Source organism: Gandjariella thermophila (assembly GCF_005405885.1).
GTDB classification, from domain to species: domain Bacteria; phylum Actinomycetota; class Actinomycetes; order Mycobacteriales; family Pseudonocardiaceae; genus Gandjariella; species Gandjariella thermophila.
Map to the genome: position 1 here is coordinate 52849 of NZ_BJFL01000001.1, position 24151 is coordinate 76999.

Below are 24151 nucleotides of genomic sequence, written 5' to 3' on the forward strand. Positions count from 1 at the left end.
CCGTCTACTGTGGTCAGTCCCGGTGAGCGCCGTCCGGCCACACCACGGTGACCGGCACGCCGCGCTCCCTGGCCGCGGCCACCACGTCCGCGGTGCCGCCGAAACCTCGCGCCGGCAGGCCGTCCCACACGGCGAGCAACTCGTCCGCCCGGTCCAGCATGCGCAGGCTGGCATTCATGTGCGCCTCGGCCACCGACTTCACGTGGTGCAGGCGGACCACCTCGGCCGCCCGGGACAGCAGCGCGTCGTATGTGGCGTGGTGCGACGCCGGCAGCCCGTCCCGGTACCGCTCGGCGGGAACCACGACCACCAGCGACCCGCCCGCCGCCAGCACCGCCTCGGCGAACAGTGTGTCGGCCCCGTCGGCCAGGCAGGACACGCCGACCAGGTCCGCCCCGGCCCGCCGGTCGATCTCCGCGCGCAGCGCCTCCGCCACCAGCCGCTCGGTCGCCTCCGACAGCCCCCGATGCCCCGTGACCGCCACCGTGGTCATGGGGCACCCGTGTCATATATGGCTTGGAGAGCCGCGTCGAGTTCGCGGGCCTCTGCCGTCCGGAACGGCAATGTGGCGCGGAAATTACGAACCCGCATGGCGACGCGTTCACTGCCGTACGCCTGCCCGGTAGCAAGCGCTTCTGCCGCAAGCGCGCACGCCTCGGCCACGTGACCGTCGCCGGCCAGGACGTGCGCATGTTCCACCTGTGCCAGAGCCCGAGGCTTGGGCGCCGTCAGCGCGGGCGACGCAGCCTGGTAGGCCGCACGCGCGGCGCGCACATCGCCGAGCCGACCAAGCGCAGCAGCCTGGTAACGAGCAGCCTTGGCCGAGTCGAAGCTGAAAACCCATGGCCACACGGGTTCTCCCCGAGCCCGGCCGGTCAGCCGTTCGGCATCCTTGAGCGCGGCGATGCTGGGCAGACGCTCGCCGAGCGCTGCATGTGCGACCGCACGCAGCGAAGCCAGCCACGCGTGTGCAGAGTCGGGAGCGGAGGCGCCGAGTTGAGTGACGGCACGATCCAGCAGCCGGAGCCCTTGACGGGGATAACCGCCGTCCACCGCGAATTGGCCGAGGCTGGCCGTCATGTACCCGGCGAGCAGTGGATGGGCGGCCTGTTGCGCGTAGCCGATGGCTTCGGCGTAGCGGCGGCGTGCGGTAGCCGAGTCGCCGCGGTCGGCGGACAGCCATGCGGCAAGCCCCGCGATCTCCGCGAGTAGGCCGAAACCGCTGGGTGTGCGCGCTTGCTCGGCGACGAGGGCGTAAGACAGACGCAGGTGAGCCGCCACGGCGGGGCCGAGATACTCGGACGACACGGTCGACTCCATCCGGCGGTAGCAAGCCGTGGGCCCTCCGATCGCGGACCGGGTGTCGCCCGCTGGTAGGGCGTGCGCCTCGCCCGGACGTAACACGAACGCGCCGGCGCCCACGCCGAACGCGCTCTTGAGGAAGGTCTTGCGATTCACCCTGTCCAAGTTAGCCCGTCGAGGGTTGGTGAAACCGAGATCGGCATCGCTCGGCGCATCCAGCACCGCGCGGAGCGCTGCCCGATAGTGGGCGGCGGGCCAACGAATAACACCACGCTCCCACTTGCCCACGTGGTTCGCGTCGACCGCGGTCACTCTGCCCGTGACGCGGTAGATGTGGGCGTTCACCAGGTCCGCGAGTTCTTGCCGAGTCAGCGGTTCGCCTGGCGAGGTAGGCGATGGGGCGCGCTCGCGGGCGAATCGCAGCAGGTCATTGGGTTCTGACACCCGTACTCCCTTAGTTGATCTCAAGCCGAGTGTGTCCGCGTTCACACGGAGCGAGACAGAGCGCTCGCTACCTCTTCCCCGATGGGGTCGCCGGCAGGAGGTGCTGCCCGGTGTTTCGGCGACGTCCAGGGTGCTCACAGGAGCGGCCCCTAGGGTCGGCTGGGTGGCGCGCCGGCTGGCGCCGTGCCAGCCCGAATATCGATACGAGGCGGGGGTATGTCTTGCATCGAGTCCGCGTGGCGACCGCCGTGCTCACCGGGCGGCTGCTGCTCGTCGCCGTGCTGCTGCTGGTGCTGGCCGGCGCGGCGGCCGCGGTGCCGCAGGGTCCGGACGACAGCCCGGCGGCGATGGGGCGGGACGGGTTGGCCGCGACGCCACCGATGGGGTGGAACAGTTGGAACGCCTTCGGCTGCGACATCGACGAGGCCAAGATCAGGGGTGTGGCGGACGCGCTGGTGGCCAGTGGAATGCGGGACGCCGGATACCGGTACCTGGTGGTGGACGACTGCTGGTTCGACCCGCGACGCGGCCCGGACGGGCAGCTCCGGGCGGCACCGGACCGGTTCCCCGGCGGCATCCCGGCGCTGGTTCGCTATGTGCACGAGCGGGGCCTGAGGTTCGGCATCTACCTGTCCCCGGCCACGCGGACCTGTGCCCAGTACGCGGGCGACTACCCGGGTGCGACCGGGAGCAGGGGGCACGAAGTACAGGACGCGGGCACGATCGCCGCGTGGGGCGCGGACTACCTGAAGTACGACTGGTGTTCCCCGTCTGGGGATCTCGGCGATCTGGTGGCCGGGTTCCGGCTGATGCGGGACGCGTTGCGCGCCACCGGCCGGCCGATCGTTTACAGCATCAACGCCAACAGCCACCAGGACGCCAATCCCGGCGAGACGCACGACTGGTCCGGGCTGGCCAACCTCAGCCGCACCACCCAGGACATCACCGCGGCATGGCACACCGGCCTGCGCGGCGCCGGTTGCCTGGGCATCAGCGACATCATCGAGGTGAACGCGGCGCTCGCGGCGCGGGCCGGACCGGGGCACTGGAACGACCCGGACATGCTGGAGATCGGCGTGCCCGGCACGGAAGGGCTGCCCGGCCTGACCCCCGCCGAGGCGCGGACCCACCTCGGCATGTGGGCGATGATGGCGGCGCCGCTGATCGCCGGGAACGACGTGCGGTCCATGGACGCCGCCACCCGTGACCTGCTCACCAACCGCGACGTCATCGCGGTCGACCAGGACCGGCTCGGCCGGCAGGGGCGGCGGATCCGCGGCACGGACGTGCAGGTCTGGGTCAGGCCGCTGGTCGAGGGGGTCGCGGTGGCGGTGTACAACCGGGGCGACGCGACCGCGGACATGGCCGCCACGACGGCAGAGGTCGGCCTGCCACCGGCCCGTGGCTACCTGGTGCGCGACGCGTGGAGCGGCCGGCAGTGGACGTCCACCGGCGCGCTCACCGCGGCGGTGGGTGCCCATGACACGGCGCTGCTCGTCGTCCGGCCGCTGCCCTGAGCGGCCGCGCCGGCACCTAGTGGCCGAGCGGCCTGGTCCGGGCGGGTTGATCGGGACTACGTTGGATGTCACGCTCTGCGTCTGGCGGAGGGAGATGATCATGCCGGGCCTGACCCCGTCCGATGCGTGGGTGCAGTGCCGACAGGAAGGCAACGCGGTGGTGGCCACGGTGGGTGGCGAGATCGACCTTGCCGCCGTACCGGTGTTGCAGGCGGAGATCGAGCCGCACGTGAAGAACGGCAGGCCGGTGGTGATCGACCTCAGGGGGGTGCCGTTCCTGGACTCCGCCGGCCTGTCCGGGCTGGTGCGCCTCGCCGAACTGGCCCGCGACGCCGGTGGTTCGCTCCGGGTGGTGGCCAATCGACGCAGCGTGGTGCGGGTGTTCCGGCTGACCGGCGTGGCCGAGTCGGTCGGCCTGTCCGCCTCGCTGGAGGAGGCGCTGTCGTCCTCGAACTGAGCCCGAGGCGCGGCAAATCCGGGTCCTGGGTCCCGGCGGTTCGGGGCGAAAGTCCCATGGCGGCCCGTCACGTGGCGGAGGGACACTAGTCGGCGCTGGGGAAACCCGGCGACCGAGCCCGAGGGCACGAAAAGAGGTCGAGCGACCGTGAAGGGTCGCTTTGGACCCACCGCCGAAAGGCGGGAAAGTGCCCCCGGGCAGGCCTATGTCTGGGCCCGTGGTCGCCCAGCCCGGGCTACATCCGCTCAAACTTCGCGTAGCGGCGCATGTCCGGCAGGTTCACCAGCAGCACGGCGACCGCGGCCGCGCCGGCGAAACCGGCCGCGACCCGCAGCACGGTGGGGGAGAGGTACACCCCGCGTCGGGTGCTCAGGTAGGAGTGCTGCCGCTTCTTCATCCGTTCCTCCCGGTCGTGGCGTGGTTCAGCAGCGCGTCGATCGTGGCGTCCCACGATGGGTAGGCGTGCTCGGCGCGGTAGGCGTGCAGCCTGTCGAAGCTGTCCAGCGGCAGCGGTAGCCAGCGGCGGTCGCCGAAGTAGCGGGCGCGCAGCCGGTGCCAGCGCTCGGCGGGCAGCGCGAAGGCGGCCTCGGCGTCCCACGGCACCTGGGCGGCGCGCAGCCGCCCGTCGGCGTGGTAGAACACCGTGCCGCTGAACAGGAAGCGCAGCGGCAGGTCGCCGTCCCGCAGCGCGTGCAGGTAGCTCACCGCGGCGAGATCCATGTCCGAGCCGCACGGCACCGGCAGCCGCACCTCGGTGTGCCCGGTGAACGCCGGCACGATCACCGTGACCTGGGCCCAGGTGAGGTCGCGCAGGCTACTCGCCCACTGCTCGGGGGCACCGAACACGGCATGCAGCCGGCGGCGGGTCGGCTCGTCGTAGCCCCGCACCGGCACGGCCAGCCGCACCGAGGTGGACAGCGCGATGGTGTGCACCGCGACCCCGTCGGCGCAGTCGATGGCGAGGTGGAAGTCCAGCGTGGGCACCACGGCGAGGTGCTGCTCGCTGACGTCGGCGACATGCCAGGCCAGCCGGGGCGGGCCGGTGCGCGGTGTGGCCGCGGTGGTCATGCCGGCGACAGGTTCGGCATGCCCGGCAGGATGGGGTTCCTGGCCTTCGGGTGAATCCCGGTGGAGCGGCGGGCGGTGGACCGGCCGTCCGGCAGGTGGCCCGGCTGCCTGTCGTAGTGGCCCCGGCTGTTGCCCTCGGTCACGCCCCTGGTGTGCGCGGGGGTGTCCGCCTTCACGTGCGGCTTGCCGACCCTGATGCTGGCCATCATCCCTCCTCCTTCCGCCGCGTGCGCGCGGCCTGACACGGTCACGGGCCTTCCCGCCGGTGCGGCGCCTCGCCGCGCAGTCCGGCGAAGAACTCCTCGAGCCGGGTCCACACCTGCGAGCCGCCGGAGATGCCCGTCCAGCAGGTGCGGACCAGCGCCGCGAGCCGGTAGCAGTCGTCCACGCCGACCAGCCAGTGCTCGCGGCTGTCCCGGCTGCGGCGCACCAGCAGCGCCTCCACGTCGGTGTCCATGCCGGACAGCTCCGGGTTGAGCTCCTCGATCCGCCGCCACGTCTCGGGCACCACCGCGGCGCGCACCGTGCCCAGCGGGCCGGGATACCGCGCGGTCACCGCGCCGTCGGCGTGGCGGACGAAGAACGCCATGTCCACCGGCACGCCGAGTCCCGCCCACAGCAGGTCGTCCATCCGGAAATCAGGAAGCGGGACGCGGCGCTGCGGGACCAGCCGGTAGTGGCCACCGCCCGCGGCACGGTGGTCGAACAGCAGCGCGCACGCCTGGCACGCGCACAGCACCCGGTGCCCGCCGTCCGCGCCGATCTCCAGCAGGTGCCGGTGTGTCGAGGGCACCGGCTCGGCGCACATCTCGCAGCCCTCGGTGCCCGCGGGCGCGCCGGCGGCACCGGGCCGGCGGGCGATCCGCCGCAGCCGGTGCGCGTGGAAGGACGGGGCGGGACCCATCGCGCTCACCACGCCCTCGGGGCGGGCTCGACCTGGCCGGGGTCGCCGCCGTCGCGTCCCCGCCCGGCACCGGCGGTGAGCGCGTCCAGCGGGACGAACGCGGTCGTCGCCGGCGCGGTGACGGTCACGTCCACCGTCTCGATCTCCGGAGCCGCGGCGCGCACCGCCACGTCCACCGCCTCACGCAGCCCGTCCGCGGAGGAGCCGCAGCCGGCGGCGGTCACCCGGACCCGGACCAGATCGTCCTCCACGGCGAGCAGTTCCGCGGTGGTGTGCGGGGCGGGCAACCGGTCCAGCGCCTGGCGCACCCGGCTCGCCACGTCCACCGGGTGCAGGTCGTGAACCAGCAGCAGGTGGCCGACCAGCTCGTCCGCGGCCAGTTCGTGGGGCAGCTCCGGGTTGGCCCGGGTGAGGTGGCGCACGATCCGGTCGAGCGCCTCGCCGTACAGCGCGACCAGTTCCCGCACCGCGGCCAGCCCGGCGGCGCCGCCGGGGGAGTCCTGCCAGGACTCCAGGTCGGCCAGTGCCGCCTCGGCGTGCCCGACGCGGTCGTGGACCTCGCGCTGCTCCCACATCGCGGTCCCCGGCGCTATTCCGTCCGGCCGAAGGTCGGCGTGTGCACCTCGCGCAGCACCCGCCCGCCGCCGAGGTACATGTGCACGCCGCACGGCAGGCACGGGTCGAAACTGCGCACGGTGCGCATGATGTCGATGCCCTTGAAGTTCTCCGGGCCGTTCTCCTCGAAGATCGGCTGTCCCTGGACCGCGTCCTCGTAGGGCCCGGGGGTGCCGTAGACGTCGCGGGGGCTGGCGTTCCACGGGGTCGGCGGGTACGGGTGATAGTTCGCGATCTTCCGGTCCCGGATCACCACGTGGTGCGACAGCACGCCGCGCACCGCCTCGTGGAAGCCGACGCCGATGGCCTCGTCCGGCACGTCGAAGTCGGTGAACACCTTCGTTCTGCCGGCCCGCACCTCCTCCAGCGCCCTGTCCACGAAGTGCAGCGCCATGGCGGCGGAGTAGGCGACGAAGTAGATGCGGGCCCGGTCGCGCTCGATGGTGTTGGGGAAGGCCGGTGGCTTCCACTCCAGCCGCATCTCCGGCGTCTCCGGGGTGCGCGGCAGGTCGATCTGCACGCTGGTCCCGGTGGAGCGCACGTATGGCGTGTTGACCAGGCCGGCCAGCGCGGTGGCCCACAGCCGGGCCAGCGGGCCGCCGCCGGTGTCCAGCGCGAGATGGTCCCCGCTGCGCGGGTCGTACCAGCGGGGGCTCATCACCCAGCTGTAGTTGCCTCCGTCGAGGTTGCGGGCCTGCGGCGCGGGCAGCGTGGTCTGGTTCCACGGGTGCCGCTGGTCGATCGGGTTGCCCAGCGGGTCGTGGGTGACGAAGGTCTCCTCGTTGACCCAGTCCTCGTAGTAGGAGCTGCCGAGCAGGATCCGCATGCCGACGTTGATGTCCACCAGGCTGGTGGTCACCAGCTGGCCGTCGACGATGATCCCCGGGGTGACGAACATGTCCCGGCCCCACTGGGTCATGTTGCGGTAGTCGTAGTCCACCGACTCGGGGTTCTGGAAGCAGCCCCAACAGCCTAGCAGGGTGCGGCGCCGGCCCACCTCCTCGTACCCGGGCAGCGCCTGGTAGAAGAAGTCGAACACGTCGTCGTTGAGCGCCACCGCCTTCTTGACGAAGTCCAGGCAGCGGGTCAGCCGGACCAGGTAGTCGGTGAACAGCTGCGGGGTGGCCACGGTGCCCACGCCGCCCGGGTACAGCGTGGACGGGTGCACGTGCCGGCCCTCCATCAGGCAGCACATCTCCCGGGTCAGCCGGCTCATCCGCAGCGCCGCCTTGTAGACCTCGCCCTCGAACGGGTTGAAGGCGCGCATGATGTCGGCGATGGTGCGGTAGCCGTGGATGCCGGCGCGCGGCGCCTCGGTGCGCTGGGCGCCGGCGAGCAGGCTGGGGTTGGTCTCCGCCACCATCCGCTCGCAGAAGTCCACGAACACCAGGTTGTCCTGGAAGATCATGTGGTCGAACATGAACTCCGCGGCCTCGCCCAGGTTGATGATCCACTCGCCGAGCGGTGGGGTCTTGATCCCGTAGGCCATGTTCTGGGCGTACACCGAGCAGGTGGCGTGGTTGTCGCCGCAGATTCCGCAGATGCGGCTGGTGATGAAGTGGGCGTCGCGCGGGTCCTTGCCCTTCATGAAGACGCTGTAACCGCGGAAGACAGACGACGTGCTCTTGCACTCGACCACCTCCCGGTTGGCGAAGTCCACCTTGGTGTAGATGCCGAGGTTGCCCACGATCCGGGTGATCGGGTCGAACTCGACGTCCACCAGGTTGCGCCGCTCGCCGGCGCGTGCCCTTCCGGGGGTGGTCTTCCCTGTCACCATGTTCTGCTCCCGCCCCTAGTGCGGCCACCGCGGCTGGTAGCCGCTGGTGAGCTTGTCCCGATTGTGATGCCATTTCGGTTCGGTGTTGGCGCCCCGGTTGGTGATTCCGCGCATCACTCGGATGAACGGCCCGTACACCTTCATGAGCGCCGAAGACAGCGTCCCGCCAGGGGGTTCGTCCATGAACGGCATGAACTTGTCCGGAAAACCGGGCATGGTGCAGCCGATGCAGATTCCGCCGACGTTGGGGCACCCGCCGATTCCGTCCATCCAACCACGCTTGGTGACGTTGCAGTTTACCACCGGGCCCCAGCAACCTACCTTCACCTGACATTTCGGTGAGTTGTAGTCGCGGGCGAAGTCACCCTGCTCGTAGTACGCCGCCCGGTCGCAGCCCTCGTGCACCGTCTTGCCGAACAGCCAGGTGGGGCGGAGTTTGTCGTCCAGCGGGATCGGCGGGGCCGCGCCCGCGGCCTGGTAGAGCACCCACAGCAGGGTCTCCATGAAGTTGTCCGGCTGCACCGGGCAGCCCGGCACGTTGACGATCGGCAGGCCACCCGCGGAGCGGAACCCCCAGCCGAGGTAGTCCGCCAGCCCCATGCAGCCGGTGGGGTTGCCAGCCATCGCGTGAATCCCGCCATAGGTGGCGCAGGTACCGGCCGCCACCACCGCCCACGCCTTCGGCGCCAGCAGGTCGATCCACTCGTTCAACGTTCTCGGCTTGCCGGTGCGCGGGTCGTTGCCCATCGAGGTCCAGTAGCCCTCGCCGTTGATCTTCTCGTTCGGGATCGATCCCTCGACCACGAAAATGAACGGCGCGTCGAGTTGACCATTCGCCGCCCGGTGGAACGCCTCCATGAACTCGGCGCCGTTCTCGTAGGCGAGCACCTTGTTGTGCAGGTGGACCTTGGGCAGCCCGGGTACCGCGCCGAGCACGACGTCCTCGATGCTCGGTAGCGACGCGTTCGTCATGGAGATCGTGTCGCCGTCACAGCTCATGCCCTCCGAGGTCCACAGGATATGGATCTCCTCGAAGCCCGGCGTCATCGATTGGACGCTCATCGGCGTGCCTCCCCCCAGCCGAGCCGTGTCTGGCTCCAGCGGCTCGGTACCCCGCCCATTCTGGGCCGAGTCCGCTTTTCGAGAAAGTCCCCGGAACGGGTCACGAGGATGGAACAGATCGATCGAGTTGTGGTCTTCGGGATGCTGTCGTACCGTTCTTGTCCGCGCTGTTCGGCGGGCGCGGAAGTGAACCGAACATGCCGCCGGAGCGATTTCACGCGCCATTTGCGGCTGAAATACCGCCCAGCCGGTTCAGCGCGGAGCGGTGTCCTCCTCCCGTTCGCTTCCGGGACCCTGCAGCAACGGCGAGCGCGCCAGCAGCAGCGTGCACGCCACGATCAGGCCCGCGCCACCGACCTCGGCGGTGATCCACCCGCCGCCGCGGACGTGCTCGTCGAACACCGCGACGCCCCAGCCGATCGCGACCAGCGGGTTGGCCAGCGTCAGCCCCGGTTGCGAGGCGACCAGCCGACCCGCCCGTAGCGCGTCCTGCAACAGCAGGAATCCCGCCGGCCCGACGACAAGCACGCCGTATGTCTGCCAGGCGGTCAGCACCCCGGCCATGCCGCCGGCGTATGCCGCCGTCATCCCGGTGACCAGGGCGGCGGTGAACCCGAACGAGACGCCGGTGGCCACGCCGAGGTATGCGGCGCGGCGGCCATGCTGGTTCCGGTGGGCGACGATCGTCAGCGCCGCGACGACCGCGACGCTGACCGCGCAGCCCAGCACCCATGCCGCCACGGGGGCACGGCTCGGGTCGCCACCGCCGGGATCCAGCGCGTAGAGCAGCAGCGCCAACCCGACGCTCATGCCGACCACCGCGGCCCACTCTCTGACGTGCAGCCGGCTGTGGAACACGACGCCGGACAGCAGCAGGGTGATGCCCAACTCGAACACCAGGATCGGCTGGACCAGGGCGATCGGTCCGGTGCCCAGCGCGGCCGCCTGCAACAGGAAACCCGCGGCGATGGCGACCACGCCACCGACCCAGGCGGGCTGGTGCAGCAGGTCCCAGAGCATGGGGATGCCAACGCTGCGGCTGGCCGGTTCCCGGCGCGCGCCCTTGCGTTGCAGGACCGACGCCGTCGCGTTGGCGGCGGAGGCGAGCACCGCGAGAACCACGCTGAGTACCACCACGCCGGTCACCGTCCTGCCGAGCCTTCCGAGGCCGTGCGCCGGCCCATGTTGCGGTGTTTCCCCGGGTCGCGCCGGATGACACCAGGTGTTACCGGGTGGCCGGTCGGCGGAGGTGACCTTGCCGTGCGTACGAAACCGCCCCGGCGAGGCGGCTCCCCACTACGCCCGCCGGGACGGCTTCGATCGGACACACGGGAGGTCCGACATCGAGCACGCTAGGCGGTGGGCCGTCACCACAGCGCCACGTGGCTCGCGGTGGTGCCGCGCGGCGATTTCTGCCGAACTGTGCCGCGGCGCACTGTGCCGATCGTGTAATTCTCGCCGGCCCGTTTCGATATGCAGACCGGGAAGCCGCGCCGGTCAGCCGCGGGAGCAGACGGGGACCAGGGCGCGGCGGCGGTGTGTGGCCACGGTTCCCCGCGGGCACACAGCGACCGTGGCTTCCCGAGTATCCCCGGCGGCGTCGGCCTCGCGGGACGGTCTTTTCGGAGGGGGCGGCGCCCGGTGGACGTCGGCATGGACCTGGTCGGTTCCGGTGGGAACGGGGTGGCGACCGCGGTCGGGGCCGCGGGTCCCGCCGATCGCGCCCGCGGGTTATGGCACCGGCTGCTCGGCGCGGCGCCGGTCGCCGCGGTGGCCGTGCTCACCGGGCTGGTGTTCGTGCTGGTCCACCGCAGCCTGATCGACGACGCGTACATCACCCTGGACTACGCGCGAACGCTCGCCTGGCACGGCGAGTGGGGCATGATTCCCGGGCATCCGAACAACACGGCCACCACGCCGCTGTACGTGGCTCTGCTGGCGGCGGTGACGCGGGTGACCGGCTCACCGGTGGTCGCCGTCGGCGTGGTATTCGTGGCCTGCTCGGCCGTGCTCGTCCACGCGCTGCGGGCCACCGCCCGGCACCTCGGCCTGCCGCCGTGGTCCGGCCTGCTCGGCACGCTGCTGCTGGTGCTCAACCCGTTGCTGCTGTCCGCGCTGGGGATGAGCGTGGACGTGTTCGCGGCGCTGCTGGGCCTGCTGGTGCTGGCCACGGTCCGGCGGCACGCCGCGCTGTTCGGCGTGGTCGCCGGGCTGCTCGCGCTGGCCCGGCTGGACATGATGGTGTTCGTCGTGGTGCTGCTGCTCGGCCGGCCCGGCCTGTGGCGCGGCTGGTGGAAGATCGTGCTCACCACGGCCGTGGTAGCCCTGCCGTGGTACGCCTGGAGCTGGTACGCGCTGGGCTCGGCCATCCCGGACACCCTGGTCATCAAGCAGCTCCTGCGTGGCTGGGGGACTTGGTTCTTCGGCAACGGCATCCAGCTCTATCTGGGGAAGTACCCGGCCGCCACGGTGCTGGCGCTGCTCGCGCCCGCGCTGGCGCTGCCCGCCCTGGCGGGCTGGGCGGTCATCCGCGCGATCCGGTTCCGGCGGCCCGGTCCGCGCCGGTTGGACGTCCCGGCGTTGCTCGCTGTCGGCGGCGTCGCGTACTACGCGATCTACGTGGGACTGGGCGTCGCGCCGTACCACTGGTACTACGCGCCCACGGTGACCGCGCTGACCATCTTCCTGGCCATGGCGGTCGGGCTCGCGTCGACCTCGGCGGCACGCCCGCCGGCCCGGGTGGGTGCCGTGACGGCCACCGCGGCGGCGGCCCTGTTAGTCGCCGCCCAGTGCGGTTTTGCTGGCGCGAACGGCCTGCCGTGGACGCAGGCACCGATCATGTCCAACGGGTTCACCCCGGCCGACTACGCGCGGATGGGATCGGCCCTGCGGGAGCGGGTGGGGTCGGCGGCCGTCGGCAGCCCGGACGAGATCGGCACCCTGGCCTTCTTCTGCGGCTGCGAGATCATGGACGGCTTCTCCGACCGCGGCTACCTGCCCGCGGCGCTCGCCGAGCGGGAGGCGCAGGTTGGCCCGGTCGGCCGGTTCCTGCTGGAGCTGAACTACCGGCATCTCGATCGGAACCTCCGGCCGGTGCCGCTGGTCTACCAGCTCCGCCGGGTGGACGGCCCCGGCCAGGACCCCACGTTCACCGGTTCGTCCCGCTGGGCCACGCCGAACCATCTCGACCTGCTTCCGGCGGCCGCCACCCGGTGACCACCCCGACGGCGGGAGCCGTCGCGGAGACGGCGGCACACCATCGGCGGCGACATGCTGGACGGAGCCGTCCCCGGTGTCAGCCGGACGGCCACTGCCACACCGCCATACCGGGAAGGGAGCGAGCCGTGTTGACCAAGCAGGAAGCCGCCGCCGCGGTGCGCGCTGCCAAGGCGCGACTCGGGGTGAGCTGGGCACAGCTGGGCGAGGCGGTAGGCAGGCCGGTCGCCTGGACCACCGCCGCGCTGCTGGGCCAGCACCCGATGTCCGAGCCGGAGGCCAGGGCGGCCGCGGACGTCCTCGAACTCGGCGACGACGTGGTGCAGGCGCTGCTGCTGCAACCCACCCGGGGCGCCCTGGGCGCGGCCGTCCCGGTGGACCCCACGATGTACCGGTTCTACGAGGTGCTCCAGGTCTACGGGCCGACGATCAAGGAACTGATCCACGAGAAGTTCGGCGACGGAATCATGAGCGCGATCAACTTCCGGCTGGACGTGCAGCGCGTCCCGGATCCGGCGGGGGACCGGGTGGTGGTCACGCTCGACGGGAAGTTCCTGCCGTACCAGTGGTAGCACCGGGTGGGGTGGCCGCCGTGTCGGGGCGGGTGCCCCACCCGGGTGCGGGCGGCTATCCCTTGCGGGGCTCGCCGCGGTAGGTGCCGAAGGACCACCGGTTGCCCTCCGGATCGCGGACGGCGAAGCCCCGGGAGCCATAGTCGGTGTCGTGCAGGTCCTGAATGATCTCCGCGCCGGTGGCCTTCGCCCTGGCGTACAGCGCGTCCGGCTCGTCGGTGACCACGTACGCGCCGAAGCTGCCCGGCGGCACCGGCCAGGGGTCCTCCGGGGTGTCCCGCACCGAGCCGAGCATCACGCCGCCGCCCGGCGGCCAGGACAGCTGGGCGTGCTCGACCCGGTCCCCGTCGCCGTAGACCGCGGTCTCCTCGAAGCCGAACGTGTCGACCAGGAAGCGGATCAGGCCCCGCGCGTCACGGGCCCGCAGCGTGGGCCAGACCTGGGGTAGTGGAGTGGTGTCCGTCATACCCGCAAGTCTCCGTCCGGCGCGGCCCGCCTGGCTTGTCCGTTTGGGAACTCCCTACCCGGTTGACGGCTGGCCACCGGATCGGGCGGGCAGCCGCCGCTGCGCATCGCTTGGTCAGCGGGCGCGCCGCGCCGCCGTTTCGACCTCTAAGCTGGTGATGGGCCGTCCGACGGCGGTCCGGTCGAGGTCCGGGGACTGGCGGGCGCCCGCCGGGTGGGGGACCCTCGAACAGGGAACGACAACGGCACCGCTCACCGAGGGAGGACCGCTCGTGACCGAGATGCGCGTCCTGGGTGTCCGGTTGGAGCTGCCCGGCAACCAACCCGTACTGCTGCTGCGCGAGCTCCACGGTGCACGGTGCCTGCCGCTGTGGATCGGCTCGGCGGAGGCCACCGCGATCGCATTGCAACAGCAGGGCGTCCGCTCGCCCCGGCCGATGACCCACGACCTGCTCAAGGACGTCATCCTGGCCCTCGGTCGCACTCTGGAGCAGGTCCGCATCACCGCCCTGCACGAGGGCACCTTCTACGCCGAGCTGATCTTCGACGGCGACGTGCGGGTGTCCGCCCGCCCGAGCGACTCGGTCGCGCTCGCGCTCCGCGCCGGGGTGCCGATCCACGCCGAGGAGTCCGTGCTGGCCGAGGCCGGCGTGCTGCTCCCCGAGGAGCAGGACGACGAGGACGAGGTCGAGAGGTTCCGGAACTTCCTCGACTCGGTGTCGCCGGAGGACTTCGGGGGCGGCGAGTCGCGCTGACCCGCCGGCGCTCAGTCCAGTTCTTTCTCCAGGTCGTGGACTCGCCGCGCGGCAGCGCGGGCCCGATGGTCGGCGGTGTCGTACTCGCGCCGGGCGGTCCGCACCTGCCGGCGGCTGTCGATGGCGTCCCGCTCCGCCGCGTCCAGCCGTTCCCGCAGCTCCCGTACTGCCTCGTCCGCCTGGTCCGCCCGCCGGTTGGCGTCCGCCAGCGCCTGCTCGGCCCGCTCCCGCTCGGCGTCCGCCTGCTCCGCGTCACGCCGGGCCTCCGCGAGATCCCGGCGTAGCCGCTCCGCCCGGGCGGTGCGGCGCTCCTCGGCGGTGGTGGTCGCCGTCCGGCGCGGGGCCTTCGCACGGGGCGCCGATGGCTGCTCGGTGGTGGCCGGCCAGGTCCATTCGGTGTCCGCCGGCACGTCGTGCGCGGAGGTGAGCCGGCCGGCGGCCAGCGCCCGGGCGGCCTCCGGGTCGGCCAGGGCCGCGGTGATGATCGCGCGCAGCTCGTCGGCGACCGCGTCACTGACCCGGTGCCCGTGCGCGTGGCCGAGGGCCTTGGCCTGCTGCACCAAGGCGTGCACCAGCTCGTGCCGCTGCTGGCTGAGCTGCCGCAGCGTGTCGCCGGCGACCTCGCGATGCGCCTCCCGCAGCGACTCGCCCAGGTGCACCAGGCCGCGCACCTCGTCCGGATGTTCCCGGCTGAGCAGGTTGGCCAGCCACGCGGCCATCGTCGGCTTGCGCAGCCTGCCGATGGCATCGGCGGCCTTCGCCGCCCCGGCCGCGCGGGCGTCCCGCGCGTGCGCGTCCCTGGCCGCGGTGAACTTCTCCCGGGGCAGCGCGTACAGCTCGTCGGCGACCGCGTCGACGTCCACCGGATCGGAATTCCTCGCCATCACCCCCACTACACCACCGCACATGGCCGAGCAGCCGGCATATGCGGCCCGCCGCGCGCCGCCATGCTTCTCGCGATACCTCGTTTGTGCCGATGATTTCAGTGTAGATCGAAGTATGCCTTGTCCGTCTTGTAAAGTCGATATCTTCAGTCCAGATCAAAATGATCTTATCCAGTTCACCGCTCCGGCAAGCCGTCAAAAAAGACACAGGCACGGAGCGGGGGCGGGGAGGCAAAGCGGTCAGGCGACCCGACCCGGCGCACTGGAAGCAATGTGTGGCCGCCTTCCCGGGGCGATCCACTATCGCGCGACAGTAACCGGCCATGCGGCCGTCCGTCGGGCGTTTCGTCGGGACTGCGGTGATCTGTCCGTGATCGCCAACAGGTGAACCTCGGCTCGGCGTTTTCGTGTCCCTGTACACCACACGGGCCACGACGTGTGGCCGGTGAGGGGCAACTCACAGCGGCCTTGGTCTCATCGAGCGGCCATTCGGGCGCCGTCCGGCCACAGTGGTATCGACACTCGTCTTCACCGGGTATTGGGGAAGGAGAACATGGACTGCCAATGCGAAGGGGGACAGGCGCGGTGAAGGGATCGTACGGTCTGCTGGCTCGATTCTGGCGCCGTGTTCACCCCGGCCGCAATCCGGTGGCCCGCCCATGGGACCGCATCGAGGCGGCGATGCTGATCGGCGTGGTGCTGGCCGTGCTGCTCGCGTTCCCGCTGGCGGCGGTCATCGGTTCCAGCGCGTACGCGGGCGAACTGGCAGTCGCCGCGCACCAGAGGGCCGACCGGCGTCCGGCGACCGCGACCCTGCTGGCTGACGCGCCGCCGCCGGTGGTGACGGGCGAGGGTCAGCCGGTCGACACCAGCGCGGCGAATGTGCCGGCGCGCTGGACCGTCAACGGTGTCGAGCGGCACGGCAACGTCGCCGCCCACCCCGGAGACCGGGCCGGGAGCACGGTGCCAATCTGGCTGACCAGCTCTGGCGACCTTGCCGCGTCGCCGATCAGTTCCGCCGATGCGGCCATGAACGGTGTTCTCACCGGCGTCTTCGTATGGTTGGCCGCCGTGCTTCTGCTGACCGGCCTCTACTGGGCCGGGCGATGGTGCCTTGACCGTCAGCGTGCCGCGCAGTGGGATCGTGAGTGGGCGCTGATCAGCGGCCACTGGACCCGGTCCTGAGCTGGCACCTCTGCTTGCTGCCGCCCCGCATCGTTCCTGGACAGGGGTGCTCTGGGGGAGTGTGGGCTTCGTGGGGCGGCAGTTGTTGACCTCGACGATGTGATCCCGCCGCGGTGGAGACCGGGTCGCACACACCTCTCTATGTCAAATTTGTCGATGTCTTCAGTGTTGACTAAAATCATGTCGCACCAGCATCACCTACCATCGGCGGCCAACACCAAGCATCGAGGGGCAGGGCTCACCGCACGCCGCGAGGCCGGAACTGGATACTGATCCGCGGTCCCACCGGACGGTTCGTCTTGGGTACGGCGTGCTCCCAGGTGCGCTGGCACGAGCCGCCCATGACGATCAGATCACCGTGGCCGAGGGCGTGCCGGATTGTCCGGCCGTGGTGGTCCCTCGGGCGTAGCAGCAGCGGCCGCGCGGCGCCGACGGAGAGGATCGCGACCATGGTGTCCTCGGTGCTGCCTCGGCCGATCCTGTCCCCGTGCCAGGTGACGCTGTCCCGGCCGTCGCGGTAGTAGCACAGGCCGACGGTGCGGAACGGCTCGCCGAGTTCGGCGCCGTAATGGTCGCTCAGCGCCGTGCGTGCCTCGTCCAGGAGGGGATCGGGCAGGTCGTCGTCCTCGCCGTAGAAGCACAGCAGGCGGGGCACGTCGACCTCGCGGTCGTACATGTGGCGGCGTTCCGCCTGCCATGGCACCTGCTCAGCCAACCGCTCGAACAGCGTGTCGGCGCCGGTCAGCCAGCCCGGCAGCAGCTCGATCCAGGCGCCGTGGTCGAGCACCGTGCGCCGCGCCGCGGTCAACGGTCGAAGGCCGACCGCCTCCGCGGCGTCGAACAGTGAGGCCTGCCACCCAGTGGGCATGTCCGCGAGCGTACCCCGGTTCGAACTGATGTTCTAACGCTCCGGTTTTTCGCGCTCGCGCGCACCGCGGCGGTGAACCGAACGGCGGGCACGCTCGTATACAAGGCAAGCCCCGCGTCGGGTGGGCCGCGCTATGTCCCCCCGACGTGCTCCGCACCCGGCGCGGGGCGCCTACCCAGAACACGGAACGCGCCGAACTGCAACGGCACCGCGCGGATCACCGGCGTTTCCCGAGCGCAAGGCGTCGGCGCACGACCCGGGGCCTGGCGGTGCGCCGTCCCCGTCATTCGCGCACCGCCAGGCCCCGGCCCACGGCACCGTTCCCCCACGAGGGACCGGTGCGAATCTTTCCGACCGCGCGGACCGGCAATCGGCGAGACAGGAAAACGGGTCCGCGGTGGGCGGTCGAGACCGGGACGGTAATGCGGTCGGGTGCGACGTCCCCGGTGTTCCCACCGTGGTGTGATCCGAATAATCATCGGCGCCCTCGGCGGCGGGAAGAACCCGTTCGGCGCAGTGTGGTGCGTGTTTCCGTGGGTCTGTCCCACCGGACGCCAAGTTCCCGCACAGGGCGCTGATCAGGCCGTTCGGGCGACGAGCGGCAGGCCATCGGGCGTCGGGACTAGGCCGACCGGGTCGGTGATCTCGATTCCGGGTTGAATTTTGTTTCCGTCGCCCAGCCCGACCGGAGCAATTCGGCCGCGACCTTTCTAGTCGGTTGGCGGATACGACGTCCAGGCACGCTGACGTTCAATGGGGGCAAGCGGAACCACGACGACTCCCTTCGGCGGCGTACATCTCGAAACCGGACATACCGCCATGGGCATGTACGCGAACGCCTTTTGTGCCCACACGGAAGGGTGACGATCCGCCGATGAGCCAGTTATTGCCTTACGTCGGTCTGTGCGTGTTGATAGCGCTGACTCCCGGGCTGGACACCGCGGTGGTGGTGCGCAGCGCGTTGCACGGCGGCACCCGGGCCGGGCTGTTCACGGCGGTGGGATGCGCGGCAGGTCTGCTGGTGCACGCGACCGCGGTCGCGGTGGGTGTCGCCGAACTGCTGTTGCGTAGCGCGGCCGCGTACCAGGCGATGAGACTGGCCGGCGCGGTGCTGCTGATCGTGCTGGGTGCCCGGTCGCTGTGGTTGACCTGGTGGCGCGGTGGCGAGACCCCGCAGCACGAGATCGCGGCCGAGGCGCCGCTGGGTGACGTCGCGGTCCGCCGCGGCAAGCCGTTCGTGCAGGGCCTGCTCACCGACCTGACCAACCCGAAGGCGACCCTGTTCTTCGTGGCAACCCTGCCGCAGTTCATTCCGCTGGGCCGGCCGTCGGCGGCGGTACCGATCGCGCTGGCACTGGCCACCATCACGCTGCTGTGCAGCCTGGCCTGGCTGAGCGTGACCGCGGTCGCGGTGAACCGGGCCCGGCACCTGCTCGGCTCGCCGCGTATGCGGCGGGCGCAGGAAACCATGCTGGGCGCCGCGCTGATCGGCTTGGGCGTGCGCGTCGCGATCCACTGACCGGGTGCGGGGCGTTGCCGCCGCGGGTGACGCACCCGCCCTCTCATGGGGCCGCGTCGCCGAGGGTACTGCCACGGGAAGGAACTTCGGGTCAACGTCGGCGCGGTGACGCGTCTGCTGGCTGTGAGCACAGTGGACTCACGTTCACTCAGCTTTCAGGTAACGGCGTGCCGACCCAGCAGCGCCAGCCAGGTGGCCTCGACGAGCATCTCCGCCGTCTGCGGCATGCCGGTGGGTCCACCGGCCAGCAGGCAGGCGCCGAGCGCCACCGTGGCCGTCAACTCGGCCGCCAGCCAACCGGGCGCCCACCGCAGCGCCGCGCCACGGGGATGTTCCCGCCCGGCCAGGCTCACCGCGAGCATCGATCCCAGCAGGCCCAGCACGGCGAGCACACTGACCAGCCCGTGGGCCTGGTCCACCCACGGCGCCCTCAGCGACACCACCGGCAACTCGCAGCCCGCGTCGACATGCGGCACGCAGCTCATCCCGGCCAGTTCGTCCACTGTGGAAGCCGCCCCGTACAGCGCGAGCGCCAGCCATGCCAGGCGCATCCGCGCCGCCGCGCGGGACGGTCCCGGGTACCGCGCCGGCTCGACCGCGGCCAGCGCCACGGCAGCGGCCGTGACCAGGAGGTCCGCGGCGACGAAGCCGCCGCGGAACAGCCACGCCCACGGCCGGCCGGCCACCTCGACCTCGCTGAACAGCAACCACGGCCATGCCGGACCGCTCCGCCACCCGGCCAGTACGGTCCACCCGGCGTCGAGTGTCCCCGCCAGGATGAGTGCCACGCCACCGGCCCGGCGCGCGGCGTCGGTGGCTACCGGCCGTGCCGGTTCCCGCTGGCGTGGCAGCACACCAGCAGTGTGCCCCGCCCGCCGGGCCGCTAACCGCGTCCGGGGTTGAGCCGCCGACCCGGCGGGTACGCCCCGGGCGACTCGGATCGACCACGGCGGGAGGCAAGCGATGAGCCGGGCCGGCAACACGCCTGACGAGCGGAGTGTCCGCATGGTGGTCACCGGGGCCAGCGGCAACGTGGGCACCAGCGTGGTGCGGGCGCTCAGCGAGGACCCGAGGGTGGCGGCGATCGTGGGGGCGGCCCGGCGCCGGCCGGAGTGGTCCTGCCCGAAGCTGGACTGGGCGTGCGTGGACGTCGCCGAGGACGACCTGGACCCGCTGGTCACCGGGGCGGATGTGGTGATCCACCTGGCCTGGCTGTTCCAGCCCACGCACGATCCGGTCACCACCTGGCGGGTCAACGTGCTGGGCAGCATCCGGGTGTTCGAGGCCGTGGCGCGGACGGGGGTGCCGGCGCTGGTGTACGCGTCCTCGGTGGGGGCGTACTCGCCGGGGCCGAAGCACCGGCTGGTCGGTGAGGACTGGCCCACTCACGGCTGGCCCGGCGCCGCCTACCCCCGGGAGAAGGCCTACCTGGAGCGCTACCTCGACGGTTTCGAACCGCGGCATCCGGGCGTGCGGGTGGTGCGGATGCGACCGGGGTTCCTGTTCAAGCGGGAGTCCGCGACGCAGCAGCGGCGGCTGTTCGCGGGGCCGTTGCTGCCCGGTGGGCTGGCCCGCCGCGAACTGATCCCGCTGGTGCCCGATGTGCCCGGGCTGCGGGTGCAGGCTCTGCACACCGAGGACGCCGCGGCGGCGTACCGGTTGGCCGCGCTCGGCGACGCGCGCGGCGCGTTCAATCTCGCCGCCGAGCCGGTGCTGGACGCGCCGGTGCTGGCCGAGTTGCTGGGGGCGCGCACGGTGCGCATGCCGGCGTGGGTGGCCCGCGCCGCGCTGGCCGCGGCCTGGCGGATGCACGCGGTGCCGGCGTCCCCGGGCCTGTTCGACGCGGTGCTGCGGCTGCCGCTGATGAGCGCCGACCGGGCGGGGGAGGAGTTGGGCTGGACGCCCCGGTACCGGGCCACCGACGCGATCGGTGAGTTCCTGACCGGTTTGCGGGAGGGCGCGGGCATGGCCACGCCGCCGCTGGCGCCTCGGCTGCCCGGTGGTCGCCTGGAGGAGCTGCGCACCGGGGTGGGTAGCCGGCCCTGACGGGTGGTCAGCCGGGCCCGCTCGATCAGCGCCCGTGCGGCCGGGCTGATCGGGCCCTCGGCGCGCCAGGCGAACGCCAGCCGGCCGCGCAGCCCTCGTCGAGCCGGGCGCGCGGGCCGGTGCCGTGGGGCAGGCTGATCAGTGGGCGGCCGCGCAGGGTATCCAGGGAGATCACCCGGTGCATGGTGAGTTCGTGGTCCGGGGCGGCCGCGACGACGATCGGCTGGTCGGTGGCCCGCCGGCAGCCGGACGGCGGCTGGCTGCGGATCATGGACCGGCCGGAGACCCCGGCGTGACGGATGGTCTGGGCCATCCACCGACCGGTGGGTGGCCCAGACCATCGGGTCTGGTCGGCAGGGACCGTGTGCGGACAGGCGATGCCGGCACGAGCGGCCCTCCGCGCTCGCACCGGCATCGGTGACGTGCCCGCGCACCCCGAAGCGCGGGCGTCATCCCCCCGCCATCGCTCCCACGACCAGGAATGGTTCGGCCCCGGAGGCCACCGCGTCCGGCAGCGGCGCGTCCGGTGGTTCGTGGGACAGGTCCTGCTCGCAGGCGAAGAACCGCACAAACGCCCGCCGCCGCCCGGTGGCCGGGTCGCGCATGGTGCCGCGCAGCATCGGGTAGCGGGCCTCCAGGGTGTCGATCACCAACCGCTGCGTGGCTGGTCCGGAAACCTCCAGCCGCACCTCGCCGTCGACGTGGGCCAGCGTGCGCAGGTGCGCGGGAAGCACGACGCGGATCATGGCAGGGTCTGCACCTCCACGGACAGCACCGGCGGCAGGTGCTCGACGATCGGTGCCCAGCTGTCTCCGGCGTCGGCGGAGGCGTACACCTGGCCGCCGGTGGTGCCGAAGTAGACTCCGCACTCGTCCAGCGTGTCGACGGCCATGGCGTCCCGCAGCACGTTGACGTAGCAGTCGCGTTGCGGCAGGCCGTTGGTCAGCGGCTGCCACTCGTCCCCGCCGTTGCGGCTGCGGTACACCCGCAGCCTGCCCTCCGGCGGGTAGTGCTCGGAGTCGCTCTTGATCGGCACCACGTAGACGGTGTCCGGCTCGTGCGCGTGCACGTCGATCGGGAAGCCGAAGTCGGTGGGCAGGTTGCCGCTGACCTCCCGCCACGTCTCGCCGGCGTCGTCGCTGCGCATCACGTCCCAGTGCTTCTGCATGAACAGCACCTCGGGGCGGGAGCGGTGCATGGCTATGCGGTGCACACAGTGACCGACCTCGGCGTCCGGGTCGGGGATGCCCTGGGAGTGCAGGCCGCGGTTGATCGGCCGCCACGTTTTGCCCGCGTCGTCGCTGCGGAACGCCCCGGCGGCGGAGATCGCCACGAACATCCGGCCCGGTTCCTTCGGGTCGAGCACGATGGTGTGCAGGCACATGCCGCCGGCGCCGGGCTGCCAGGCCGATCCGGAGTCGTGGCCGCGCAGCCCGGGTAGCTCCTGCCAGGTCTGCCCGCCGTCGGCGGAGCGGAACAGGGCCGCGTCCTCCACCCCGGCGTAGACGGTGTCCGGGTCGGTCGGCGACGGTTCCAGGTGCCACACACGGGCGAACTCCCACGGGTGCGGCGTGCCGTCGTACCACTGGTGGGTGCCGGGCACCCCGTCGTAGGCGAACTCGTTGCCCACCGGGTGCCAGGTCCGGCCGCCGTCGTCCGAGCGCTGGATGAGCTGGCCGAACCAGGCGTTGGACTGGGACGCGTAGATCCGGTCCGGATCCGCCGACGAGCCCTTCAGGTGGTAGATCTCCCATCCGCCGAAATGGGGTCCGCTGACGTCCCACTGTCTTCGGCTGCCGTCCGCGCTCAGCACGAACGCGCCCTTCCGGGTGCCGACCAGTACCCGCACGCCGCTCATACCGTTTCCTCCCGCTGCTCTTCCCGCCTCGCTGTGCCGAATGTCGCCGAATCGCGCCGTGCCTGCCGCCCGTTCATTCCTCGACGAGGAAGAACTCGTTGCCGAACGGGTCGCTGAACCAGGTGACCTTCGCGCCCCAGGGCATCGTCTCCGGCGGGTTCTTGAACGTCACGCCCCTGGCGGACAGTTCGGCGTAGGTGGCGGCGATGTCCGAGGTGATCAGCGAGATGCCGGTGTTGCCTTCCGCGCCGACCCGGGACGGCGGCTGCTGGCCGTACACCTCGGGCTGGCCGAGCACGATTCCGGTTTTCTCACCCGGTGGGACCACGGTCAGGAACCGCATGACGGGTCCCATCTGGTTGTCCTCCCGCTTTTCCCAACCGAGCGTGTCGACGTAGAAGCGGAGGGCTTCCTCCTGGTCGCCGACAATGATCGTGGTCGAGTGCAGGTGGCTCATCATGCGATCACCCTAGAATCCGCTCCGGCCGCCGTCTTCTCCAATCTTGCGCATGCGGCGACGCCAGCGGCGGCAGCGCGACCAGCACCGGCGGCTGCCAGGTCTGCGCCACGTCCAGGTGCACGTCGCGGTGGTGGCACTGGCCGGCCGCGGTGACCCGCACCGGCCGGGGGGCGGCGCCGACCACGCTGGTCGCCGGCACCAGTTGGGCGGGCAGGTCGGCGCGGGCGGGCAGCGCGGTGGCCAGCACCCAGTAGGTGCCGGGCGGGACGTCGGTGAGCAGGAAGTCGCCGGCCCCGGCGAGCAGCGACCCGCTGACCGGGAAGCCGCGGGCGGCGCGGCGCGGGAACAGGCCCACGTACACGGAGGCGCCCGCGCCGAGCAGCGCGGCCGCGGCCGGGCTGAGTCGCACCGACCCGCCGACGGCGCCGCCGCCCGGCGCGCTGCCCGGGACGAGCACCGGGCGCGGTGGGGCGTCCGCGAGCGCGTCGGGCAGCCGCCGGAAGGCCACCGGGCTGGCGCCGACCGCGGCGGCGAACCGGGCGGTGAAGGTGCCCACCGAGGTGAACCCGACGGCGTGGCAGATGTCGATGACCCGGTCGTCGCCAGCCAGCAGCAGCCGTTTGGCGTGCTGGAAGCGGTGCGCGGCGAGGAACTGGCCGGGCGGTACGCCCAGCCGCCGCTCGAAGGACCGGGCGAGGTGGAAGGGGCTGTAGCCGACATGATCGGCGACGTCACCGAGGGTGATGGGCTGGTCGGTGTGGTCGGCGAGGAAGCGTGCCGCCTCGATCACGGCGTCCCGCACGTCAACACCCCCCACCCGAACGGCGCAAGCGGCATCGCTCATCGTGCCCCCGCGGCGGGCGCCACACAACGCGGCGTTCCCGGCGTGTCCAGGGCGGACCAGGCCAGGGGACGTGGTCGCGGTCGCGGTCGCGGTGGGGATGATGCGCTGCGCCGGCCGGGCGGCGGCCATTCGACCGACCGCAACACCACGCCACCGGGCACTACCACGCCGGCGGTCGGCCGGCCACCCTGGTCTCACGACGGCCGGGGGAGGGGTAGGCCAGTGGTCGGACCGCACGTGAAGATGAAGGAATGCCCGCGGTGCCACGGCTCGGGCATGGCCAGGGACGGATCGCCGTGCGGCCGGTGTGGCGGCCTCGGGCAGGTCCCGGAC

The 24151-nt window shown here is 71.8% G+C and carries 27 protein-coding genes; 8 read left to right on the forward strand and 19 right to left on the reverse strand.

Going from position 1 to position 24151, the window contains the following annotated elements:
* Window positions 1-13 precede the first annotated feature (13 nt).
* Both FFT21_RS00260 and FFT21_RS00265 read right to left on the reverse strand, forming a co-directional pair.
* Window positions 14-493, reverse strand: coding sequence for a hypothetical protein (locus FFT21_RS00260; protein WP_137811654.1), 480 nt, complete (start codon window positions 491-493; stop codon window positions 14-16).
* Window positions 490-1746 (reverse strand): NsdA family TPR-like regulatory protein, encoded by a 1257-nt coding sequence (locus FFT21_RS00265; RefSeq protein ID WP_225977991.1) that lies wholly within the window; start codon window positions 1744-1746, stop codon window positions 490-492. The genes FFT21_RS00260 and FFT21_RS00265 overlap by 4 nt, the downstream gene beginning before the upstream one ends.
* 236 nt (window positions 1747-1982) lie before the next feature.
* Between FFT21_RS00265 and FFT21_RS00270 the strand changes: the two genes are divergently transcribed.
* Window positions 1983-3263 carry a glycoside hydrolase family 27 protein gene (locus tag FFT21_RS00270; RefSeq protein WP_225977992.1) on the forward strand — a complete coding sequence of 427 codons (1281 nt, stop codon included), beginning with the start codon at window positions 1983-1985 and terminating at the stop codon, window positions 3261-3263.
* A 100-nt stretch (window positions 3264-3363) separates the two neighbouring features.
* The gene (locus tag FFT21_RS00275; RefSeq protein WP_192909314.1) at window positions 3364-3720 is read left to right on the forward strand and encodes an STAS domain-containing protein; all 357 of its coding nucleotides are present in this window, start codon (window positions 3364-3366) and stop codon (window positions 3718-3720) included.
* A gap of 235 nt (window positions 3721-3955) precedes the next feature.
* On the opposite strand, the gene FFT21_RS28690 is transcribed toward FFT21_RS00275, so the two are convergent.
* The 8 genes from FFT21_RS28690 to FFT21_RS00310 form a co-directional block, all read right to left on the reverse strand.
* Complete coding sequence (locus tag FFT21_RS28690; RefSeq protein WP_153816521.1) at window positions 3956-4117, reverse strand: DUF6893 family small protein; 162 nt, start codon at window positions 4115-4117, stop codon at window positions 3956-3958.
* Window positions 4114-4788: a DUF6084 family protein gene (locus FFT21_RS00280; RefSeq protein ID WP_137811656.1), complete on the reverse strand. Its 675-nt coding sequence runs from the start codon at window positions 4786-4788 to the stop codon at window positions 4114-4116. Before FFT21_RS00280 ends, FFT21_RS28690 begins: the two co-directional genes overlap by 4 nt.
* On the reverse strand, window positions 4785-4994 hold the full coding sequence (locus FFT21_RS00285; RefSeq protein WP_137811657.1) for a hypothetical protein: 210 nt from the start codon (window positions 4992-4994) through the stop codon (window positions 4785-4787). Before FFT21_RS00285 ends, FFT21_RS00280 begins: the two co-directional genes overlap by 4 nt.
* A 41-nt stretch (window positions 4995-5035) precedes the next feature.
* On the reverse strand, window positions 5036-5692 hold the full coding sequence (locus tag FFT21_RS00290; RefSeq protein ID WP_137811658.1) for a DUF5947 family protein: 657 nt from the start codon (window positions 5690-5692) through the stop codon (window positions 5036-5038).
* Window positions 5693-5697: 5 nt separating this feature from the next.
* Window positions 5698-6267, reverse strand: coding sequence for a NifU-related iron-sulfur-binding protein (locus tag FFT21_RS00295; protein WP_137811659.1), 570 nt, complete (start codon window positions 6265-6267; stop codon window positions 5698-5700).
* 14 nt (window positions 6268-6281) lie between these two features.
* On the reverse strand, window positions 6282-8084 hold the full coding sequence (locus tag FFT21_RS00300) for a nickel-dependent hydrogenase large subunit (protein ID WP_137811660.1): 1803 nt from the start codon (window positions 8082-8084) through the stop codon (window positions 6282-6284).
* 15 nt (window positions 8085-8099) lie between these two features.
* A complete protein-coding gene (locus tag FFT21_RS00305; RefSeq protein WP_137811661.1) occupies window positions 8100-9146 on the reverse strand; it encodes an NADH-quinone oxidoreductase subunit B family protein in 1047 nt (348 codons plus the stop codon).
* A gap of 252 nt (window positions 9147-9398) precedes the next feature.
* Window positions 9399-10283, reverse strand: a complete 885-nt coding sequence (locus FFT21_RS00310) for a DMT family transporter (protein ID WP_225977993.1) — start codon at window positions 10281-10283, stop codon at window positions 9399-9401.
* 504 nt (window positions 10284-10787) lie between these two features.
* On the opposite strand from FFT21_RS00310, the gene FFT21_RS00315 reads away from it, so the two are divergent.
* Together FFT21_RS00315 and cynS are read left to right on the forward strand one after the other, a co-directional pair.
* Complete coding sequence (locus FFT21_RS00315; protein ID WP_137811662.1) at window positions 10788-12362, forward strand: hypothetical protein; 1575 nt, start codon at window positions 10788-10790, stop codon at window positions 12360-12362.
* Window positions 12363-12490: 128 nt separating this feature from the next.
* Entirely contained in the window at window positions 12491-12934 is a 444-nt protein-coding gene (gene cynS, locus FFT21_RS00320) for a cyanase (protein WP_137811663.1), read from the forward strand.
* A 55-nt stretch (window positions 12935-12989) separates the two neighbouring features.
* Here cynS and FFT21_RS00325 read toward each other — a convergent pair whose 3' ends face one another.
* Window positions 12990-13400, reverse strand: coding sequence for a VOC family protein (locus tag FFT21_RS00325; RefSeq protein WP_137811664.1), 411 nt, complete (start codon window positions 13398-13400; stop codon window positions 12990-12992).
* A 271-nt stretch (window positions 13401-13671) separates the two neighbouring features.
* Between FFT21_RS00325 and FFT21_RS00330 the strand changes: the two genes are divergently transcribed.
* On the forward strand, window positions 13672-14154 hold the full coding sequence (locus tag FFT21_RS00330) for a bifunctional nuclease family protein (RefSeq protein WP_137811665.1): 483 nt from the start codon (window positions 13672-13674) through the stop codon (window positions 14152-14154).
* Between the two features lie 11 nt (window positions 14155-14165).
* Here the strand turns inward: FFT21_RS00330 and FFT21_RS00335 are convergent, their stop codons facing one another.
* Window positions 14166-15038 (reverse strand): hypothetical protein, encoded by an 873-nt coding sequence (locus tag FFT21_RS00335; protein WP_137811666.1) that lies wholly within the window; start codon window positions 15036-15038, stop codon window positions 14166-14168.
* 585 nt (window positions 15039-15623) lie between these two features.
* Between FFT21_RS00335 and FFT21_RS00340 the strand changes: the two genes are divergently transcribed.
* The gene (locus tag FFT21_RS00340) at window positions 15624-16223 is read left to right on the forward strand and encodes an Rv1733c family protein (RefSeq protein ID WP_225977994.1); all 600 of its coding nucleotides are present in this window, start codon (window positions 15624-15626) and stop codon (window positions 16221-16223) included.
* Between the two features lie 238 nt (window positions 16224-16461).
* On the opposite strand, the gene FFT21_RS00345 is transcribed toward FFT21_RS00340, so the two are convergent.
* Window positions 16462-17091: an alpha-ketoglutarate-dependent dioxygenase AlkB gene (locus FFT21_RS00345; protein ID WP_137811667.1), complete on the reverse strand. Its 630-nt coding sequence runs from the start codon at window positions 17089-17091 to the stop codon at window positions 16462-16464.
* Between the two features lie 874 nt (window positions 17092-17965).
* On the opposite strand from FFT21_RS00345, the gene FFT21_RS00350 reads away from it, so the two are divergent.
* Entirely contained in the window at window positions 17966-18610 is a 645-nt protein-coding gene (locus FFT21_RS00350; protein ID WP_137811668.1) for a LysE family translocator, read from the forward strand.
* Window positions 18611-18765: 155 nt separating this feature from the next.
* On the opposite strand, the gene FFT21_RS00355 is transcribed toward FFT21_RS00350, so the two are convergent.
* Window positions 18766-19464 (reverse strand): DUF998 domain-containing protein, encoded by a 699-nt coding sequence (locus tag FFT21_RS00355; protein WP_192909315.1) that lies wholly within the window; start codon window positions 19462-19464, stop codon window positions 18766-18768.
* 109 nt (window positions 19465-19573) lie between these two features.
* On the opposite strand from FFT21_RS00355, the gene FFT21_RS00360 reads away from it, so the two are divergent.
* Complete coding sequence (locus tag FFT21_RS00360; protein ID WP_137811670.1) at window positions 19574-20656, forward strand: NAD-dependent epimerase/dehydratase family protein; 1083 nt, start codon at window positions 19574-19576, stop codon at window positions 20654-20656.
* A gap of 25 nt (window positions 20657-20681) precedes the next feature.
* Here the strand turns inward: FFT21_RS00360 and FFT21_RS00365 are convergent, their stop codons facing one another.
* From FFT21_RS00365 to FFT21_RS00385, 5 genes are all read right to left on the reverse strand, one after another.
* Window positions 20682-20969, reverse strand: a complete 288-nt coding sequence (locus FFT21_RS00365; RefSeq protein WP_225977995.1) for a LysR substrate-binding domain-containing protein — start codon at window positions 20967-20969, stop codon at window positions 20682-20684.
* A gap of 136 nt (window positions 20970-21105) precedes the next feature.
* Window positions 21106-21402 carry a MoaD/ThiS family protein gene (locus FFT21_RS00370; RefSeq protein ID WP_137811672.1) on the reverse strand — a complete coding sequence of 99 codons (297 nt, stop codon included), beginning with the start codon at window positions 21400-21402 and terminating at the stop codon, window positions 21106-21108.
* Complete coding sequence (locus tag FFT21_RS00375) at window positions 21399-22514, reverse strand: WD40/YVTN/BNR-like repeat-containing protein (RefSeq protein ID WP_137811673.1); 1116 nt, start codon at window positions 22512-22514, stop codon at window positions 21399-21401. Before FFT21_RS00375 ends, FFT21_RS00370 begins: the two co-directional genes overlap by 4 nt.
* A gap of 73 nt (window positions 22515-22587) precedes the next feature.
* A complete protein-coding gene (locus FFT21_RS00380; protein ID WP_137811674.1) occupies window positions 22588-22974 on the reverse strand; it encodes a VOC family protein in 387 nt (128 codons plus the stop codon).
* Window positions 22975-22978: 4 nt separating this feature from the next.
* Window positions 22979-23776: a helix-turn-helix domain-containing protein gene (locus FFT21_RS00385; RefSeq protein WP_137811675.1), complete on the reverse strand. Its 798-nt coding sequence runs from the start codon at window positions 23774-23776 to the stop codon at window positions 22979-22981.
* Between the last annotated feature and the right edge of the window lie 375 nt (window positions 23777-24151).

Excerpts from the sequence above, each read along its gene's own strand:
- FFT21_RS00305 (WP_137811661.1), bottom strand. The coding sequence starts at position 9,146 with ATGAGCGTCCAATCGATGACGCCGGGCTTCGAGGAGATCCATATCCTG.
- FFT21_RS00260 (WP_137811654.1), bottom strand. The coding sequence starts at position 493 with ATGACCACGGTGGCGGTCACGGGGCATCGGGGGCTGTCGGAGGCGACC.
- FFT21_RS00370 (WP_137811672.1), bottom strand. The coding sequence starts at position 21,402 with ATGATCCGCGTCGTGCTTCCCGCGCACCTGCGCACGCTGGCCCACGTC.
- FFT21_RS00275 (WP_192909314.1), top strand. The coding sequence starts at position 3,364 with ATGCCGGGCCTGACCCCGTCCGATGCGTGGGTGCAGTGCCGACAGGAA.
- FFT21_RS00280 (WP_137811656.1), bottom strand. The coding sequence starts at position 4,788 with ATGACCACCGCGGCCACACCGCGCACCGGCCCGCCCCGGCTGGCCTGG.
- FFT21_RS00290 (WP_137811658.1), bottom strand. The coding sequence starts at position 5,692 with ATGGGTCCCGCCCCGTCCTTCCACGCGCACCGGCTGCGGCGGATCGCC.
- FFT21_RS00360 (WP_137811670.1), top strand. The coding sequence starts at position 19,574 with ATGAGCCGGGCCGGCAACACGCCTGACGAGCGGAGTGTCCGCATGGTG.
- FFT21_RS00295 (WP_137811659.1), bottom strand. The coding sequence starts at position 6,267 with ATGTGGGAGCAGCGCGAGGTCCACGACCGCGTCGGGCACGCCGAGGCG.
- FFT21_RS00325 (WP_137811664.1), bottom strand. The coding sequence starts at position 13,400 with ATGACGGACACCACTCCACTACCCCAGGTCTGGCCCACGCTGCGGGCC.
- FFT21_RS00345 (WP_137811667.1), bottom strand. The coding sequence starts at position 17,091 with ATGCCCACTGGGTGGCAGGCCTCACTGTTCGACGCCGCGGAGGCGGTC.
- FFT21_RS00350 (WP_137811668.1), top strand. The coding sequence starts at position 17,966 with ATGAGCCAGTTATTGCCTTACGTCGGTCTGTGCGTGTTGATAGCGCTG.
- FFT21_RS00285 (WP_137811657.1), bottom strand. The coding sequence starts at position 4,994 with ATGGCCAGCATCAGGGTCGGCAAGCCGCACGTGAAGGCGGACACCCCC.
- FFT21_RS00335 (WP_137811666.1), bottom strand. The coding sequence starts at position 15,038 with ATGGCGAGGAATTCCGATCCGGTGGACGTCGACGCGGTCGCCGACGAG.
- FFT21_RS00365 (WP_225977995.1), bottom strand. The coding sequence starts at position 20,969 with ATGGCCCAGACCATCCGTCACGCCGGGGTCTCCGGCCGGTCCATGATC.
- FFT21_RS00380 (WP_137811674.1), bottom strand. The coding sequence starts at position 22,974 with ATGATGAGCCACCTGCACTCGACCACGATCATTGTCGGCGACCAGGAG.
- FFT21_RS00300 (WP_137811660.1), bottom strand. The coding sequence starts at position 8,084 with ATGGTGACAGGGAAGACCACCCCCGGAAGGGCACGCGCCGGCGAGCGG.
- FFT21_RS00375 (WP_137811673.1), bottom strand. The coding sequence starts at position 22,514 with ATGAGCGGCGTGCGGGTACTGGTCGGCACCCGGAAGGGCGCGTTCGTG.
- FFT21_RS28690 (WP_153816521.1), bottom strand. The coding sequence starts at position 4,117 with ATGAAGAAGCGGCAGCACTCCTACCTGAGCACCCGACGCGGGGTGTAC.